The organism is Wolbachia endosymbiont of Drosophila ananassae, from assembly GCF_008033215.1.
In the GTDB taxonomy this organism is placed as follows: Bacteria; Pseudomonadota; Alphaproteobacteria; order Rickettsiales; family Anaplasmataceae; genus Wolbachia; species Wolbachia pipientis.
This window is the reverse complement of sequence record NZ_CP042904.1, coordinates 533,939-549,650: the sequence shown is the minus strand read 5'-3', so window position 1 is coordinate 549,650 and position 15,712 is coordinate 533,939. Positions and strand designations below refer to the sequence as shown.

Sequence of the window (15,712 nt, the reverse complement as noted above, 5' to 3'; positions counted from 1 at the left end):
AACTAAGATGAAGCAAGATATATATATTAACATTAAGGCTTTCGATTGTTCTTTATTGGAGGAGTGTGTTCGAAAATTTGTTGATGAATTAAAGCGGTCCAGTGCAAAATTATCTGGTCCGATTGCGTTGCCAAGGAAAGATTCTAAATTTATTGTTAATAGATCTCCTCACGTTGATAAAAAATCTCGTGAACAGTTTGAAATGAGAACTTCTAGGCGTTTGATTGTTTTACATGATCTTACTCCTACTATGATGCAGATGCTTACAGGTTTATCTTTTTCTGCTGGCGTAGAAGTGGATTTAAAAGTCAAGGAAGTTAAGGTTTAGGAGAAGGAAATGAAGAGAATAAATTCGCTGAGGAGAATTGGTTTACTAATGATGAATATTGGTCATACTGCTATGTATTCTGACAATAGTCGCATGGCTGTAACTTTATTGCATCTCAGCGAAACTTATATTATTGATATAAAAGGACAAGATAAATGTGGCTATAATTCAGTCATTTTAGGCACAGGAGATTTTAAAAATATAGCAAAACCTCAGTTGGAATATTTAAAGAAAAAGGGTATAAATAATAAATGTAAGTTATACGAAAGTAGATTAAATGACCTGTCGGGAATAGAATGTGGTAAAAAAGTGGGAATCAATCATTTTGTGGTTGGTCAATATCTTGATATTACGGGTTATTCTATAGGTAAAGGATTTGCTGGTGTGATGAAGCGGCATAATTTCAGTGGGCTTAGGGCATCTCATGGTGTTTCTATTGCTCACAGATCACAAGGTTCCACTGGCCAATGTCAGGATCCTGGTAGAGTATTCAAAGGAAAGAAAATGGCTGGTCATTTAGGTAACAGCAGGATAACTGCACAAAATATGAAGATATTATCCATTGATCATGAAAATAGTATAATTGCTGTGAAGGGTAATAATGTTCCTGGGTTTAAAAATTCCTATGTTTTTGTAAGAGATGCAGTTAAAAAATCTTTACATAAAGATGTTCCTTTTCCGGTAGGTTTACTGTTAGATGTAAATGATGATGCTAGTAATTTGGTAAGTTAGTTATGGAATGTAATTTAGTTAATCTATCTAATGATAATGTAGGTACTGCTCAGCTCAATCCTTTGATATTTTCTGCTAAGCAAAAATTGAGTATTTTGCATGATATAGTGAGATGGCAATTAGCGAAGAGAAGAGCTGGTACTCATAAAACAAAAGGTATTAGTGATGTCTCTGGTACAACAGCTAAACCTTATGGTCAAAAACGTACCGGTAGGGCAAGACAAGGGAGCTTGCGATCTCCTCAATTTAGAGGTGGTGGGATTATTTTCGGCCCTGTTGTGAGGAGTCATACTTATTCTCTTAATAAGAAGGTACGCAAATTTGGTTTAAAAATTGCTTTATCTCTAAAGTATTTAAATAATCAAGTAATTATTCTGGATAATTTAAATATTGATGTGAAGAAAACGTCTGAAATGTGTAAATGTATTAAAAATTTTAAATTTTCTTCCTTTTTGATAGTTGGTGATTATGGAGATGATTTGTTGCGTGCGGCTAAAAACTTGCACTATGTAGACTTAATCAAACCTATTGGGTTAAATGTTTTTGATATATTGAATCACGAATGCGTGATGTTGACAAAGGATACTTTAAAGCATCTTGAAGGTAGATTGTTATGATCAAATATAATAATATAATAAAATCTCCTATAATTACAGAAAAGGCCTCTTTTTTGAGGGAGAAGTTTAATAAATATTCTTTGTATGTTTTTGTAAATGTAAATAAGCGTCAAATAAAGTTGGCAATAGAGTCTCTATTTGATGTTAAAATTTCTTCTATAAATGTTGTTAGAATTAAGCCTAAATATAGGCGTTTTAGGGGTGTGATTGGTTGTGAAAAACAGAAAAAGAAAGTTTATTTTTCTTTGATGGGTGGTCAAAAATTAGATATAATGAGCGTTTAGTATGGGTATGAAATTTTTTAATCCTGTTACTCCGTCTTCTCGTGGGACTGTGTTAGTAAGTAAAGTTGGTTTATCAAAAGATGAGCCAGAAAAGTCTCTTACATCCGGTAAAAAGTCCAGTGGTGGAAGAAATAATCATGGTAGAATTACAACTCGTCATAGGGGTGGTGGTCACAAAAAGAAGTATAGAGTGATAGATTTTAAGCGTAATAGAAGTGGTCAAGGTATAGTTGAAAAAATAGAGTATGACCCAAATAGAAGTGGGTTTTTGGCGTTAATATCATATAAGGAGGATGATATTAAGTCTTATATATTAGCTCCTCAAGGTATGAAGCCAGGTGATGTTGTTACAGCTGGGAATGATGCTGATATTTTGCCAGGGAATTGTTTACTACTCAAGCATATACCTGTTGGTTCTTTCGTTCATAATGTTGAGCTGAAGCCAGGTAATGGTGCTGCGATTGCTAGAGCTGCTGGTTGTTATGCACAAATCGTTGGTCGTGATGGCCAATATGTTTTATTACGACTCAGGTCTGGTCAAATTAGGTTGATTTTATCTTCTTGCAAGGCTACTATTGGTGTAGTATCTAACCCTGACCATAAGAATAGAAAGTTGGGTAAAGCTGGGAGAAGTAGGTGGCTTGGGATTAGACCTACTGTACGTGGAGTTGCAATGAATCCGGTTGACCATCCTCATGGAGGCGGGGAAGGAAAAACCTCTGGTGGTCGTCATCCTGTTACTCCTTGGGGTGTTGCAACAAAAGGAAAGAAAACTCGGAAGAGAAATAAATCTAGTGATAAGTATATAAAACAATTGAAAGGTTAGTTTATGAGTAGATCTGCATGGAAGCCTCCTTTTTGTCATCCTTCTATATTAAAGTCGGTGAATAATGCTTTAAACAAGGGGTTTGTTAACATGGCTATAAAAGTTCATTCCAGGGCTTCTGTAATTCTTCCTAATTGTTTAGGTTTAAAATTTGCTGTTTATAATGGTAAGGATTATATTCCTGTGAATGTTAATGATCAGAATATGATAGGTCATAAGTTTGGTGAGTTTTCACCCACTCGTAAATTTACTGGGCATAGTGGTGATAAAAAGGCGACAAGAAGGTAATTGATATGAAAAACAGAGATGTAATAGTTAAAGCTGGTTCTAGGGTTTTAAAATCAACTCCTCGTAAATTGAATTTGGTTGCTGGTTTAGTACGTAATAAAAAAGTTTCTTTTGCCACTGTGCAATTAAGATTTTGTGAAAAGAAAGCTGCAGGTCTTATAAGGAAGGTATTAAATTCTGCGATTGCTAATGCTCAAAATTATGGATTGGATATCGATAATTTATATATAAAAGAAATTTTAATAGGTAAGTCTCTTACTTTGCGTAGGGTATGTCCAAAAGCTATGGGTAGAGCTAATAGAGTTAGTAAACGTTATAGTAATATAACTGTAAAATTGGGGGAAATTATATGATTCATAAAAATAGAAAATTAATAAGGAAAGTGCAAAAATATGGGAAACGTTAATCCTAAAGGATTTAGGTTAAAAATAATTAATACTTGGTCATCTATTTGGTATGCTGAGAAGGGTTATAAACAAGGGTTGCATCAAGATTTATCTATTCGCAGTTATATAAATGAATCTTTTAAGCATGCTGGTGTTTCTAAAGTAATTATAGAGCGTACGATCGATTTGGTATCTGTAATAATACATTCTTCTAGACCTGGAGTGATAATAGGTAAGAAAGGCTCGGATATTGAGAAGATAAAGCAAAAGATAGCTGAAAAAGTAAAAAATAATGTGGAAGTGAATGTAGTAGGGGTTAAAAGGTCTGAAATAGATGCAGTTTTAATATCAAACAGCATTGCACAGCAGTTAGAAAAAAGGGTTTCATTTAGAAGAGCGATGAAAAAAGCTATTCAAAGTTGTTTGAGGATGGGTGCTAGAGGTATTAAAGTAAGTTGTTCTGGGCGCCTTGGCGGAGCTGAGATAGCTCGTACTGAGTGGTATAAAGAAGGCCGTTTGCCTTTGCATACTTTACGTGCTAATATAGATTATGCTTTTGCTGAAGCAAAAACTATATATGGCATCATAGGAGTTAAGGTCTGGGTTTATATTGGTAACTAATTAGGTATATTGAAATGTTTATTCCTAAAAAAAGTAAATATAAAAAAGTATTTAAAGGACGAATTAAGGGTAACACGAAAGGTGGTAGCACATTATCTTTTGGAGATTATGGTCTAAAGGCTATGGAAGCAGGTAGGATTCAATCTAAGCATATTGAAACTGCAAGGCGTGTAATATCTAGAACATTAAAACGCTCTGGTAAAGTGTGGATAAGAATTTTTCCTGATACCCCTGTTAGTAAAAAGCCGGCGGATGTGCGTATGGGTAAAGGGAAAGGTAGTGTTGAGTTTTGGGTATTTAAAGCTAAGCCCGGTAGAATGTTGTTTGAAATTAGCAGTGATGTTCCCATGCATTTAGCAAGATTGGCGCTTGAAAAGGCAACTGCTAAGCTTCCTATGAAGTGTAAATTTGTATCTAATCATAATTAAATGGAGTTGCAATGGATATAGCTGACATTGAATCGAGGTCCTCGCAAGAATTGCATGAAATTCTTGTGAATTTGAGAAAAGAGTTTGTTAATTTGGTTTTTCAAAAGAAGCTGGGCCAGTGCAACAATATTTCGCGTTTTAGCTTAATAAGAAAGAGCATAGCTCGTATTTTAACTACATTAAATAAAAGAAGAAGAGAGGAAAAGAATGCCTAAAAAGGTTTTTTGTGGTACTGTAACTAAGGCTAAGTGTGATAAGACTGTAAAGGTTTCGGTATTACAAGTGTATAAGGATGAGCTGTATAAAAAGGTTATAAAAAAATACAAGAAGTATACAGCACATGATGAGAATAATAGTTGTAAAGAAGGGGACAAGGTTTTAATACAAGAACACAAGCCTATTTCTACTACTAAAAAATGGGTTATTGTTAATAGCTCACATTGAATAGGATATTTATATGATTCAAAAAAATACATTGTTGGAAGTAGCTGATAATTCTGGCGCGCGTGCAGTGCTTTGTATTGGTTTATTGGGTGGTAGAAAGTCTGCATCTATAGGTGACACAGTTATTGTATCTACTAAATCTATTACTCCAAGAGGGAAAGTTGAGAAGGGAAAAGTATATAGAGCAGTTGTGGTGAGGGTGAAAAGCCCTATTAGAAAATCTGATGGTTCTGTAATTCGTTTTTCTAGCAATGCTGTAGTTTTGATTAACGATCAAGGTGAACCACTTGGCACTCGGGTGTTTGGTCCGGTAAAAAAGTTATCATCTGGTTCTTTTATGAAGATAATGTCATTAGCTGTTGAGGTTTTATAATGAGTGCTAAAATAAAAAGTGGTGACGACGTTATAGTTTTAACTGGTAAAGATAAGGGAAAAATTGGTAAGGTAATCAAAGTTATAGCACGTGATGCTAAAAAGAAAGTAATTGTTTCTGGAGTGAATGTGCATAAGAGACATACTAAACCAAAAGCTGGTAGTAGTGGTGGTATATTAAATAAAGAGTTAGCTATTGATATATCCAACGTTGCAACATTGGACCCTAAATATAAAACTCCAACTAGAGTGGGGTTTAAGGTTATAGACGGTAGAAAAGTGCGTTTTGCAAAAGTTTCTGGAGAAGTGATAGATTAGGTTGATATGTTTAAAGAATTGTATAAAGATAGCATAGTAAAGTCCTTGAAGGATAAGTTTAATTACGGCAATATAATGCAAGTGCCTAAACTTGTCAAGGTGTGTATCAATATGGGCGTTGGAGATGCTGCTACAGATAGTAAAGCAATAAATGAACCACTTGATAGCCTATATTTGATTGCTGGGCAGAAGCCTTTATCAACTTTTGCAAAAAAATCTATTTCTGGCTTCAAGATCAGAAAAGGTGCTACAGTAGGTTGCAAAGTAACTTTGCGTAGAGATAAAATGTATGAGTTTTTAGAAAGATTGATATATATTGCTTTGCCAAGGGAAAAAGATTTTAGAGGATTTAGTGTGAAGCAATTTGACGGTAATGGTAATTTTTCCTTTGGTATAAAGGAACATATCTCGTTTTTAGAAATAGACTATGATAAAATAAGTAAAATTAGAGGTATGGATATTAATATTATAACAAGTGCAGTTAGTGATAAGGAAGCAAAGGAATTATTACTGGCTCTTAAATTTCCTTTTTTTGATTAATTGAGAGGAGAAATATATGGCAAAAAAATCTATGATAGAAAGAAATCTTCGCAGAATAAAGTTGTGCGATCAATATAAAGAAAAAAGAGAAAAATTGAAATCTATAATAAATAATAAGAATTTGTCTATTGTAGAAAGGTTTACAGCTCAAAATAAATTAATTAAAAAATTGCCTAGAAATTCTTCTAAAACCAAAATTAGAAATAGGTGTGCTTTAACTGGGAGACCAAGAGGAGTATATAGAAAATTTGGTTTATGTAGAATTGTTTTGCGTGATTTATGTTCTTTTGGGCAAATTCCAGGAGTTACAAAGTCTAGTTGGTAAATATAATATAAGGAGTATATTGTGGCGTTATCTGATAGTATTGGTGATTTTTTAACAAGGATACGTAATGCTCAATTGGCAATGCATAGGGCAACAAGGGTACTATTTTCTAAGATGAATTCTTCTATATTGGAGATTTTAAAAGAGGAAGGGTATATCCTTGATTATGAAAAGCAAGTTGTAGATAATTTACCTTCTTTCATTGTAAAATTGAAGTATTATGAGAAGTCACCTGTAATTAGTGACATAGTTAGGGTGTCAAAGCCTGGTTGTCGTCGTTATTCTAAGTATAAGGACATTTCTAAAGCATATAATGGTCTTGGTATTTTTATTATATCGACACCCAAAGGAGTGATGACTGATTATAATGCACATAAGTTAAAGGTTGGTGGAGAAGTTTTGTGTCGTGTGTTTTAAATAATAGGAGAAATTCATGTCTCGTATAGGTGCTGCTCCTATCAATATTCCTGCTGGTGTTTCAGTTGAATATAATAATGGTAGTATGTTAATAAAGAGTGCTAAGGCTGAAAAGGAAGTTAGCTTGATCAGGGATGTTGTGTGTCAGATTATTGATAATCAGCTATTGCTTTCTGTTGATCAAGATAAAGATAATTATGATAAAATAAAGCCTATGTGGGGCACTTATAGGAGTAATATTAATAATATCATTAACGGCATGGTTGATGGTTTTTCTGTTAATCTTGAGATTAACGGTGTGGGATATAAGGCAGAGTGTGATGGTAAGTATTTGACTTTGTATCTTGGTTATAGCCATAATGTTAAATATAAAGTGCCTAAAGATGTTGAGATTAAGTGCATAAAGCCAACTCACTTAGTAGTTAGTGGTATGGATAAGCAGAAGGTCTATATGGTGGCGTCTGATATATGCAAAATTAGAAAATATGATCCTTATAAAGGTAAGGGTGTTGTAATAAAAGGCAAATTTATGCTGCGTAAGGTTGTAAGTAAAAAGAAGTAATAAAAATGAAAAGATCGTATAATTTTTTAAGTAATTCTGAAAAAAGGAAGTTACGTAATAGAGCGAAGCTTGACAAGAGCGCTGAACGTTTACGTATATCCATATTTAAATCTAATAGGCATTTTTATGTCCAGTTAATTAATGATGTAAAAGGAATAACTCTCACTTCAGCTTCTACTTTGGATGCTAAAATTAAGGATGTATGTAAAGGGAAAGTCAACGCTGAAACTATAAAACAGGTTTCTTCTTTAATGGTTGAGCGTCTGTCTGGCATGAAATTAGAGCAGCAGCTTACGTTTGATCGTGGAGCGTATAAATACACAGGATTAGTTTCTCAATTTGCTGAGGCTTTAAGAAGTTCTGGATTTGAATTTTAGAAGGTTTTGAATATGGCTATAAAGAATTTACAAAATAATAATGATTTATCAGAGCTTTTAGTTTCGGTACGAAGAGTGACAACGGTTACCAAAGGTGGTAGAAGATTTTCATTTTCAATTTTGGTTGTTGTTGGCGATGAGAAGGGTAGGGTAGGGTGTGGAATAGGTAAGCACGCAGAAGTTGCTGAAGCAAGAGTCAAAGCTGTAAATGCTGCAAAGAAATCAATGATTAGAGTGTACTTGCGTGAAGGTAGAACTTTGCATCATGATATTAAAGCTAAATTTTGTTCTGGTGAGATAGTTTTAAGAACCGCAAGAGCCGGAACAGGTATTATTGCTGGTGGAGCGATTAGATCAGTTTTTGAGGTGTTAGGTATAAAGGATGTGGTAGCTAAATCCACTAGATCAAATAATCCTCATAACGTTATATGTGCGGTGTTTAAGGCTTTTGATAGTATGTTATCTCCTCGTCAGGTAGCAAGCAAAAGAGGCAAAAAGATTAGCGAGATAGTTGGAAACAGGTAAAGTATGAATAATGCTGTAAAATTAAACTCTATATTTACTAAATTATCTAAGAAAAAGAAGCCTAAGTTGCTGGGTAGAGGTATCGGTTGTGGTAAAGGTAAAACATCCGGTAGAGGGCATAAAGGGCAGAAGGCTAGAAGTGGAGTTTCTATAAATGGTTTTGAGGGTGGACAACAGTCTATATATACTCGTTTGCCTAAAAGAGGTTTTAAGCCTATACGTAGGAGCATATACTCTATAATTAATGTTGGCGATATACAGCGCTTAATGGAAGCTAAAAAAATAGTGAAAGACTCTGTTATAGATAAGGAGAGGCTGTATAAATTAGGTTTTATAAAGTCTATTAAGGATAAAATTAAACTTCTTAATAAAGGTAAGTTGAGCGAAAAATTTGTGTTTCATGTTGATTTTGCGTCAGAAGCTGCAAAAAAATCTGTAGCTTCAGTTGGTGGTAGTGTGGAAATACTATCGTAAGTCATGGGCAATAAATCAGCATTTAATAGCTTGGATCCTACGTTGTTATATAAAGGCGATTTATTAAAGCGTATATTTTTTACGCTAATAGCTTTAATTTGCTATCGCTTGGGTACTTATGTGCCTATTCCTGGAATTAATCTTGATGTAATTAATGATATATTTCCCAAAGATGGCTCAGGCGTTTTTGGAGTATTTAATTTATTTTCTGGTGGTGCATTGGCTAGAATGACAATTCTAGCATTGAACGTTATGCCATATATAATGGCTTCTATCATTATTCAGTTACTTTCTTCTGCGATTAAAGGAATGAAGGAAGTTAAGAATGATGGAGAGTCAGGCCGTAGAAAGATGAATTCTTATATACGCTATCTGACCATAGTAATTTGTGTATTTCAATCAATTCCAATTTTGGTTGGATTGGAAGGGATGAATAGGGAAGGGGTATTGGTTGTAATCGAACCTGGTGTTATGTTTCGTACAATAGGTGTTTTCAGCCTTTTAGGTGGAACTATGCTTTTAATATGGCTTGGTGAACGAATCAGCGCTAGCGGTATAGGCAATGGTATCTCATTAATCATTTTCACGGGTATAATATCAGAGTTACACAGCGCTTTGTCATCTTTGTTAACGTTAAATAAAAACGGTAGCGTATCGTTATTTATTATCCTTTTTGTTTTGGTATTGTTTTTTTTGCTTCTACTCTTAGTCATTTTTGTAGAGTCTTCTTATAGAAAGGTTATTGTTCAACATCCTAAAAAGCAATTTAAAAGATTACATAATGACGATTTTACTTATATTCCATTGAAGATTAATTTATCTGGTGTAGTACCAACCATTTTTGCTAATGCAATTTTATTGACACCTATTTCAATTGCAAATTTCTATAAGGGGCACGCTTTTTCTGATTTTATTTTGAATTACTTTATGGCAAATAAAGTAGTATATATTGTAGCCTATTTGGTGCTGATAGTATTTTTTAATTTTTTCTATACCAATTTTATATTTAATCCAGAGGAAAACGCAGATTTTCTTAAAAAAAATGGTGGTTTTATACCTGGTAGAAGGCCTGGGAAACATACTTCTGATTACCTTCAAGATATAGTTTTTAAGTTGACATTCATTGGCTCTGCGTATTTGGTAGTCATATGTACTGTACCTGAAGTTATGAGATATTATTATGATATACCATTTATTTTTGGTGGGACGAGCTTACTGATTATAGTGAACGTTATTACTGATACTATTATGCAAATACAATCTTATATTTTTTCAAATAGGTACGACAACTGGATAAAGAAATATGAGTCTAAAACGAGGAAAGTAAGATGATCATTACGATTTTTGGTCCTCCAGGTTCTGGTAAAGGTACTCAGTCAAGCTTGTTAATAGCAAAATATAATTTAAAATTAATTTCAGTAGGGGATTTATTAAGGAATATTATATCTAGCAGTAGTGAGTTAGGTAAAAAAATAAAGGGTACCGTGGAATCTGGTAATTTAATTCAAGATGAAATTATATGTGGATTATTACGTGACCAGCTTGCATTAGTGGATGATAATTGCTTATTAGATGGTTTTCCGAGAAATTTAAACCAGGCTCATTTTTTGACTCAAGTTTTGCAAGAAAAATATAATAGGGATGTTGACATTGTAGTTGAGCTACAGCTTGACGATAATATTGCAATCGATAGGTTAAAAAATCGTCTCGCGTGTTTGGACTGTAAAAGCATATATAGTGTATCTTCTTTTAAGAGTACTACTTGTGCTAAATGTAAAAGTACGAGGTTAGAGAAAAGAATTGATGATGCTGATATGTCTGCAATTAATAAGAGAATAAGTGAATATCACCTTCAAATGAAAGGTTTACGCGAGTATTATAAAGGCAAATTATTAACAATTGACGCTAATTTGAGTGTTGATGAGGTAACGCAAGAGATTGAAAGTAAAATTTCTTGTAATTTGGTTTGACTCTGAGTTGTTTTATGGTATAAATTAAGAGTTGTTATTAATAAAGTATCGAGGTACCAGTGGCACGTATTGCAGGCATAAATATTCCAGTGAGGAAATGTGTTCCTTTTGCATTAACTTATATATATGGTATAGGTATTGCTACTGCGAATGTAATTTGTCACGCTTGCGAAGTTGATAAGCGCAAACGTGTTTCAGAATTACGAGATGAAGATATAGAAAAGATCAGCAGTTTCATTAGACAAAATTATGTTATAGAAGGTGAGCTCAGAAAAGAAGTGGCTATGAACATAAAATCTTTAGTGGAAATGGGATGCTATAGAGGGGTGAGACATAGAAAAGGTTTACCTGTGAGAGGGCAAAGGACTCATACTAATGCTAAGACTCGTAAAGGTAGATCTCGGTTGCCTATTGCTGGGAAAAAATAAAATTTATTATTATTGTGAGTTTTAATGAAAAAAGTCAAAACGGTTGGTAAGAGTAAGAAGGAGTTTATTACTGGTGTTGTCCATATTCGTGCAACTTTTAATAATACTTTTGTAAATGTAACTGATGTTCATGGTAATACGCTATGTCAAACTTCTGTGGGTGCATGTGGTTTTTCAGGTTCGAGAAAATCCACACCTTATGCTGCAGGTAAGGCTGCGGAGGCTGCTGCGAAGAATGCAATAGAGAGATTTGGTATGAAGGTTGTCTCTGTAATAATTCGTGGTCCTGGCTTTGGTACCGAAGCTGCGGTTAAAGCACTTCAGAGCTGTGGGTTGACTGTGACTTCAATTGCAGATAAAACCGCAATTCCTCATAATGGGTGCAGGTTAAGAAAAAAAAGAAGAGTATAGGATATTTGAAAAGGTTGTTTTATGTATTATAATAATGATGTTTCTCTCTGTAGCAATTTAGATAAATTGATTAAACCTAGTTCAGTTAAGGTAATATCAGATGATTCAAGTGAAAAAAGTGATATAGTGCTAGAACCGTTGGAAAGTGGTTTTGCTTTAACATTAGGTAATGCATTAAGACGTGTAATGTTATCTTCTCTTAAAGGTAGTGCTGTTTATGGAATAAAAATTGAAGGTGTAACTCATGAGTTCACTTCAATTCAAGGGGTGAGAGAAGACGTAACTGATATAGTATTAAATATGGGTATGTTGAGGTGTAAATTAAATGGTGCTTCTAATAAATGCTTAAATTTAAACGCTAAAGGGCCTTGCCAGGTATTAGCTGGGATGATAGAAACTGATGATCAATGCTCTATTGTTAATAAAGATTTGTTAATATGTACGCTGGGGCAAAATGTGGAGCTTAACATGACCATATACGTGGCTAGCGGAAAAGGTTATCTTCCTGTAACTAAATATAAAGAAAATGAACTTTTGAAGCTTATGAGTGAACAGGATTTAATTGGTTTTATTCCAGTTAATGCTTTGTATAGCCCTGTCAACAGGGTTTCGTACAGGGTAGAGAACAGTCGTGTTGGCCAAGTGACTGATAAGGATAAGCTGATATTGTCAATTGAAACTGATGGTACAATTTCTCCGAGTCAAGCTGTTGACTCTGCTGCAAGAATATTACAGGAGCAACTTCAGCCCTTTATTAGTTCTGATGTAAGTTATAAAAAATCGCAGGTTTCTTCGTCTAGTGGTGCTAAAGATTTGGGTTATGACCCTGTCTTATTGCGTAAGGTAGATGAAATGGAATTATCTGTCAGGTCTCATAACTGTCTGAAAAACGAAAACATCACTTATATAGGTGATCTTGTGCAAAAGACAGAAGGTGAAATGTTAAGAACTGCTAATTTTGGCAGAAAGTCTTTGAATGAGATTAAGGCAGTTTTGACTAATTTTGGCTTGTCTTTGGGTATGAATGTGCTAAACTGGCCACCTAAGGATATAGATGAGTTGGCTAAACAACATACTGATGAAGATTAGGTGATATATGAAACATGGAATAAAAAAACGTAAACTATCTCGTTGTACTGAACATAGATTATCGACGTTAAAGAATCTATCTATCTCATTAATTAACCATGAGCAGATTGTAACTACTTTACCAAAAGCTAAGGAACTTCGTCCATATGTCGAAAAGTTTATTACAATTGCTAAGAATAAGAATACTTTACATGGTAGAAGACTTTTGCTTTCACGCCTTCATAATAGTAAGTTAGCAGTTGATAAGTTATTAAACGTCTTAGCCAGCCGTTATCAAGATCGTAAAGGTGGGTATTCTAGAATAATAAAATTTAGCACTCGAAAGGGTGATTGCGCTTCAATGGCAGTGATAGAACTGGTTGATAGGGATATTGCAGCAAGAGGTAAGGTTTATAGTAAAAATAAAGAAGGAGGCAAAGTAGTTACACAAAGTTAATTGTTATCATAATTGTTCTTCTTGTGGTAAGTAGGTTACGCTACTTTGTAGGTTACTTTGGCGAGTTATTAGTTTTAGTATATTTAAAACTGAAATGGTATAATGTTATAAAACGCCGTTACCGTTGTAAGTTCGGTGAAATTGACTTAATTGTATCTAAAAAAAAGGAGCTGATTTTTATAGAAGTTAAAACAAGTTTACTTGGAAAAGAAATACCGATATCTCATCTTCAATGTCAGTCTATTATAAATTCTTCTAAGTATTTCTTAAGTAAAAACCTTAGTTTTTTAGATTATTCAGTCAGATATGATTTATATTTTCTTTCCTTAAAGAGAAGACCTGTTTATATAAAAAATGCTTGGATTGAAGAATGAAAGATTTGTAGCTGAATTAATTTAGATTTACTGGATTTAATATGAAAAAGACCCAATACAATAATTTAGTTTCATCTTACGCTAGAGTGCTATTTCATGTCTCAGGAAGCAGGTTAGGTATTATAAGGGAAGAAGTAGAATTTTTGTTGGCTTTTTTTAAGGATCAACGTGATGTTTTTGTGTACCTATCTCATCCTATGATTTCTTTTGCACACAAAAAAGAAGTGATGCTTTCTATAAATGAGCACTTGAGTGAGAATTTAGTAAAATTTATTATGGTTATATTTGCAAATAAACGCTCTAGTTTATTGATCCTTATATTAGAAAAATTCTTAAGTCTTGCAAGAGAAAATGAAAATGAATTCGAAATTACTATAAAGTCAGCAGAAACTTTAAAGGAATCTGATATAAAAATAATTACTGAATCTTTGAGCTTTCTTGGTAAAATAATAAAAGTAAGCAATGTGGTTGACCCTTCTATACTAGGTGGCTTCGTAGTTAGGTATGGTTTTAATTTGATCGATGCTTCGCTAAAAAGTTACTTGGATAGGTTAGTTGACTTAAGTAAAATGGAAATATTAAAAGTAAGGAATTTTGTATGAAGAACAGTATGAATGTTTCTGAGATAGCAAGTATAATAAGAGAAAAGGTTGAGACGTTTGATAATCCTATAAAGCGGGAAAATATAGGTGAAGTAATTTCAGTAACAGATGGTATCGCATTGGTTTATGGGCTGGAAAAAGCAAAATTCGGTGAAAAGGTATTTTTTGCAAGTGGTGTAGAAGGAATAGTTCTCGATTTAGATCATGATACGGCTGGAATAGTTGTGCTTGGTAATGACCGTGATGTGAAAGAAGGGGACGTTGTAAAATGTAGTGGTGATGTTGTGCAGGTGCCTGTAGGACATGAATTGTTAGGGAGAGTTGTAAATGCGTTGGGCCATCCTATGGACGACGGTGGGGAAATTAGAGCCAAAAACAGAATGGATATAGAATCTAAAGCGCCAGGCATTATTGATCGTAAGTCTGTGCATGAGCCACTGCAAACAGGAATTAAAATTATAGATTTGCTAATTCCAATAGGTAGAGGGCAGCGTGAATTAATTATTGGTGATAGACAAATTGGTAAAACTACTATTGCGCTTGATACTATTATCAATCAGAAGAAGATTAACGATGAGGTAAACGAAAATCAAAAAGTTTACTGTGTTTATGTTGCTATTGGGCAAAAAATTTCAACAGTAGCAAAAGTGGTAAATAAGCTGAAAGAAAGTGGAGCATTAGAGTATACAACTGTAGTTGTGGCTAGTGCATCTGACTGCGCGCCTATGCAATTTTTAGCACCTTATGCTGGTTGTACTATTGGGGAATTTTTCCGTGACAATGGAATGCATTGTTTGATTATATATGATGATTTATCTAAGCATGCTGTGGCATATAGGCAGATGTCTTTATTGCTCAGACGTCCTCCTGGTCGTGAAGCTTACCCTGGAGATATATTCTATGTACATTCTCGCTTGCTTGAAAGAGCTGCTAAAATGTCTGATAAAAAAGGGCAGGGTTCTTTAACTGCTTTGCCAATTGTCGAAACTCAAGCTGGTGATGTATCTGCATATGTGCCAACAAATGTTATTTCAATTACCGATGGGCAGATCTTTCTTGAGTCTGAATTATTTTATAAAGGATTTCGACCTGCAGTAAATATAGGTTTGTCAGTTTCACGGGTTGGTTCTGCTGCACAACTAAAGTCTGTGAAGAAAGTTGCTGGTTCTATAAAGCTAAGCTTAGCTCAGTATAGAGAATTAGAAGATTTTGCAAAATTTGGTTCTGATCTTGATGCTAGTGTTCAATTATCCTTGAATAAGGGTAAATATCTTGTCGAGTTATTAAAGCAGAAACAACATTTACCTATGTCAATAGAAGAGCAAGTAGTGCTGATGTATATTTTTTCTAACCTATATAATCAGTTAAGTAAAATACAAATAAGTTACATTAATAAATTTGAACATGATCTTATTAATTATTTTCATACTGTACACCCTGGGGTTTTAAAAAAGTTGTCAAATGACATGAGTGATGATATAAAAGGTGATATTTTTAACATTGTGAGTAATTTCGTTACTCAATTTAATTGCGTTTAG

At 33.9% G+C, this 15,712-nt stretch carries 29 protein-coding genes; all 29 read left to right on the top strand.

The window, feature by feature from the left end:
* Positions 1-7: 7 nt before the first annotated feature.
* The 29 genes from rpsJ to atpA are packed head-to-tail and all read left to right on the top strand — an operon-like array spanning position 8 to position 15,712.
* Positions 8-328, top strand: coding sequence for a 30S ribosomal protein S10 (rpsJ, locus tag EA652_RS02730; RefSeq protein ID WP_012673184.1), 321 nt, complete (start codon positions 8-10; stop codon positions 326-328).
* Between the two features lie 9 nt (positions 329-337).
* A complete protein-coding gene (gene rplC, locus EA652_RS02725; protein WP_006279218.1) occupies positions 338-1,060 on the top strand; it encodes a 50S ribosomal protein L3 in 723 nt (240 codons plus the stop codon).
* A gap of 2 nt (positions 1,061-1,062) precedes the next feature.
* Entirely contained in the window at positions 1,063-1,677 is a 615-nt protein-coding gene (gene rplD / locus EA652_RS02720) for a 50S ribosomal protein L4 (RefSeq protein WP_012673183.1), read from the top strand.
* Positions 1,674-1,961, top strand: a complete 288-nt coding sequence (locus EA652_RS02715) for a 50S ribosomal protein L23 (RefSeq protein ID WP_012673182.1) — start codon at positions 1,674-1,676, stop codon at positions 1,959-1,961. Before rplD ends, EA652_RS02715 begins: the two co-directional genes overlap by 4 nt.
* 1 nt (position 1,962) lies before the next feature.
* Positions 1,963-2,787, top strand: coding sequence for a 50S ribosomal protein L2 (rplB, locus tag EA652_RS02710; protein WP_012673181.1), 825 nt, complete (start codon positions 1,963-1,965; stop codon positions 2,785-2,787).
* 3 nt (positions 2,788-2,790) lie between these two features.
* Positions 2,791-3,075 carry a 30S ribosomal protein S19 gene (gene rpsS, locus EA652_RS02705; RefSeq protein ID WP_006279181.1) on the top strand — a complete coding sequence of 95 codons (285 nt, stop codon included), beginning with the start codon at positions 2,791-2,793 and terminating at the stop codon, positions 3,073-3,075.
* A 5-nt stretch (positions 3,076-3,080) separates the two neighbouring features.
* Positions 3,081-3,428, top strand: coding sequence for a 50S ribosomal protein L22 (gene rplV, locus EA652_RS02700; RefSeq protein ID WP_007549821.1), 348 nt, complete (start codon positions 3,081-3,083; stop codon positions 3,426-3,428).
* A 39-nt stretch (positions 3,429-3,467) separates the two neighbouring features.
* Positions 3,468-4,082 carry a 30S ribosomal protein S3 gene (rpsC, locus tag EA652_RS02695; RefSeq protein WP_010962753.1) on the top strand — a complete coding sequence of 205 codons (615 nt, stop codon included), beginning with the start codon at positions 3,468-3,470 and terminating at the stop codon, positions 4,080-4,082.
* A gap of 14 nt (positions 4,083-4,096) precedes the next feature.
* Entirely contained in the window at positions 4,097-4,510 is a 414-nt protein-coding gene (gene rplP / locus EA652_RS02690) for a 50S ribosomal protein L16 (protein ID WP_010962752.1), read from the top strand.
* Between the two features lie 11 nt (positions 4,511-4,521).
* Positions 4,522-4,725, top strand: coding sequence for a 50S ribosomal protein L29 (gene rpmC / locus EA652_RS02685; protein ID WP_006279350.1), 204 nt, complete (start codon positions 4,522-4,524; stop codon positions 4,723-4,725).
* Positions 4,718-4,954, top strand: coding sequence for a 30S ribosomal protein S17 (gene rpsQ, locus EA652_RS02680; protein WP_007549925.1), 237 nt, complete (start codon positions 4,718-4,720; stop codon positions 4,952-4,954). Before rpmC ends, rpsQ begins: the two co-directional genes overlap by 8 nt.
* A gap of 13 nt (positions 4,955-4,967) precedes the next feature.
* On the top strand, positions 4,968-5,327 hold the full coding sequence (rplN, locus tag EA652_RS02675; RefSeq protein ID WP_006279348.1) for a 50S ribosomal protein L14: 360 nt from the start codon (positions 4,968-4,970) through the stop codon (positions 5,325-5,327).
* Positions 5,327-5,644, top strand: a complete 318-nt coding sequence (rplX, locus tag EA652_RS02670) for a 50S ribosomal protein L24 (protein WP_006279347.1) — start codon at positions 5,327-5,329, stop codon at positions 5,642-5,644. The genes rplN and rplX overlap by 1 nt, the downstream gene beginning before the upstream one ends.
* A 6-nt stretch (positions 5,645-5,650) precedes the next feature.
* Positions 5,651-6,184, top strand: coding sequence for a 50S ribosomal protein L5 (gene rplE / locus EA652_RS02665; protein ID WP_010962750.1), 534 nt, complete (start codon positions 5,651-5,653; stop codon positions 6,182-6,184).
* Positions 6,185-6,200: 16 nt separating this feature from the next.
* Positions 6,201-6,509 (top strand): 30S ribosomal protein S14, encoded by a 309-nt coding sequence (gene rpsN, locus EA652_RS02660; RefSeq protein WP_006279345.1) that lies wholly within the window; start codon positions 6,201-6,203, stop codon positions 6,507-6,509.
* Positions 6,510-6,530: 21 nt separating this feature from the next.
* Positions 6,531-6,926, top strand: a complete 396-nt coding sequence (rpsH, locus tag EA652_RS02655) for a 30S ribosomal protein S8 (RefSeq protein WP_007551150.1) — start codon at positions 6,531-6,533, stop codon at positions 6,924-6,926.
* Positions 6,927-6,942: 16 nt separating this feature from the next.
* The gene (gene rplF / locus EA652_RS02650) at positions 6,943-7,488 is read left to right on the top strand and encodes a 50S ribosomal protein L6 (RefSeq protein ID WP_007551152.1); all 546 of its coding nucleotides are present in this window, start codon (positions 6,943-6,945) and stop codon (positions 7,486-7,488) included.
* 5 nt (positions 7,489-7,493) lie between these two features.
* On the top strand, positions 7,494-7,865 hold the full coding sequence (gene rplR, locus EA652_RS02645) for a 50S ribosomal protein L18 (protein ID WP_006279867.1): 372 nt from the start codon (positions 7,494-7,496) through the stop codon (positions 7,863-7,865).
* 12 nt (positions 7,866-7,877) lie between these two features.
* The gene (gene rpsE, locus EA652_RS02640) at positions 7,878-8,390 is read left to right on the top strand and encodes a 30S ribosomal protein S5 (protein WP_010962748.1); all 513 of its coding nucleotides are present in this window, start codon (positions 7,878-7,880) and stop codon (positions 8,388-8,390) included.
* A gap of 3 nt (positions 8,391-8,393) precedes the next feature.
* Complete coding sequence (rplO, locus tag EA652_RS02635) at positions 8,394-8,864, top strand: 50S ribosomal protein L15 (RefSeq protein WP_006279863.1); 471 nt, start codon at positions 8,394-8,396, stop codon at positions 8,862-8,864.
* 3 nt (positions 8,865-8,867) lie between these two features.
* Positions 8,868-10,196 carry a preprotein translocase subunit SecY gene (secY, locus tag EA652_RS02630; protein ID WP_010962747.1) on the top strand — a complete coding sequence of 443 codons (1,329 nt, stop codon included), beginning with the start codon at positions 8,868-8,870 and terminating at the stop codon, positions 10,194-10,196.
* Positions 10,193-10,834 carry an adenylate kinase family protein gene (locus EA652_RS02625; RefSeq protein WP_007550178.1) on the top strand — a complete coding sequence of 214 codons (642 nt, stop codon included), beginning with the start codon at positions 10,193-10,195 and terminating at the stop codon, positions 10,832-10,834. The genes secY and EA652_RS02625 overlap by 4 nt, the downstream gene beginning before the upstream one ends.
* Positions 10,835-10,893: 59 nt before the next feature.
* Positions 10,894-11,262 (top strand): 30S ribosomal protein S13, encoded by a 369-nt coding sequence (gene rpsM, locus EA652_RS02620; protein ID WP_007550179.1) that lies wholly within the window; start codon positions 10,894-10,896, stop codon positions 11,260-11,262.
* 24 nt (positions 11,263-11,286) lie between these two features.
* A complete protein-coding gene (rpsK, locus tag EA652_RS02615) occupies positions 11,287-11,673 on the top strand; it encodes a 30S ribosomal protein S11 (protein ID WP_012673179.1) in 387 nt (128 codons plus the stop codon).
* 21 nt (positions 11,674-11,694) lie between these two features.
* Positions 11,695-12,762: a DNA-directed RNA polymerase subunit alpha gene (locus EA652_RS02610; protein WP_012673178.1), complete on the top strand. Its 1,068-nt coding sequence runs from the start codon at positions 11,695-11,697 to the stop codon at positions 12,760-12,762.
* A 7-nt stretch (positions 12,763-12,769) separates the two neighbouring features.
* Positions 12,770-13,198 carry a 50S ribosomal protein L17 gene (rplQ, locus tag EA652_RS02605; RefSeq protein ID WP_007550873.1) on the top strand — a complete coding sequence of 143 codons (429 nt, stop codon included), beginning with the start codon at positions 12,770-12,772 and terminating at the stop codon, positions 13,196-13,198.
* Positions 13,199-13,221: 23 nt separating this feature from the next.
* Positions 13,222-13,572, top strand: a complete 351-nt coding sequence (locus tag EA652_RS02600) for a YraN family protein (protein WP_012673177.1) — start codon at positions 13,222-13,224, stop codon at positions 13,570-13,572.
* A gap of 41 nt (positions 13,573-13,613) precedes the next feature.
* A complete protein-coding gene (gene atpH, locus EA652_RS02595; protein ID WP_007550302.1) occupies positions 13,614-14,174 on the top strand; it encodes an ATP synthase F1 subunit delta in 561 nt (186 codons plus the stop codon).
* A complete protein-coding gene (gene atpA / locus EA652_RS02590; protein ID WP_012673176.1) occupies positions 14,171-15,712 on the top strand; it encodes a F0F1 ATP synthase subunit alpha in 1,542 nt (513 codons plus the stop codon). Before atpH ends, atpA begins: the two co-directional genes overlap by 4 nt.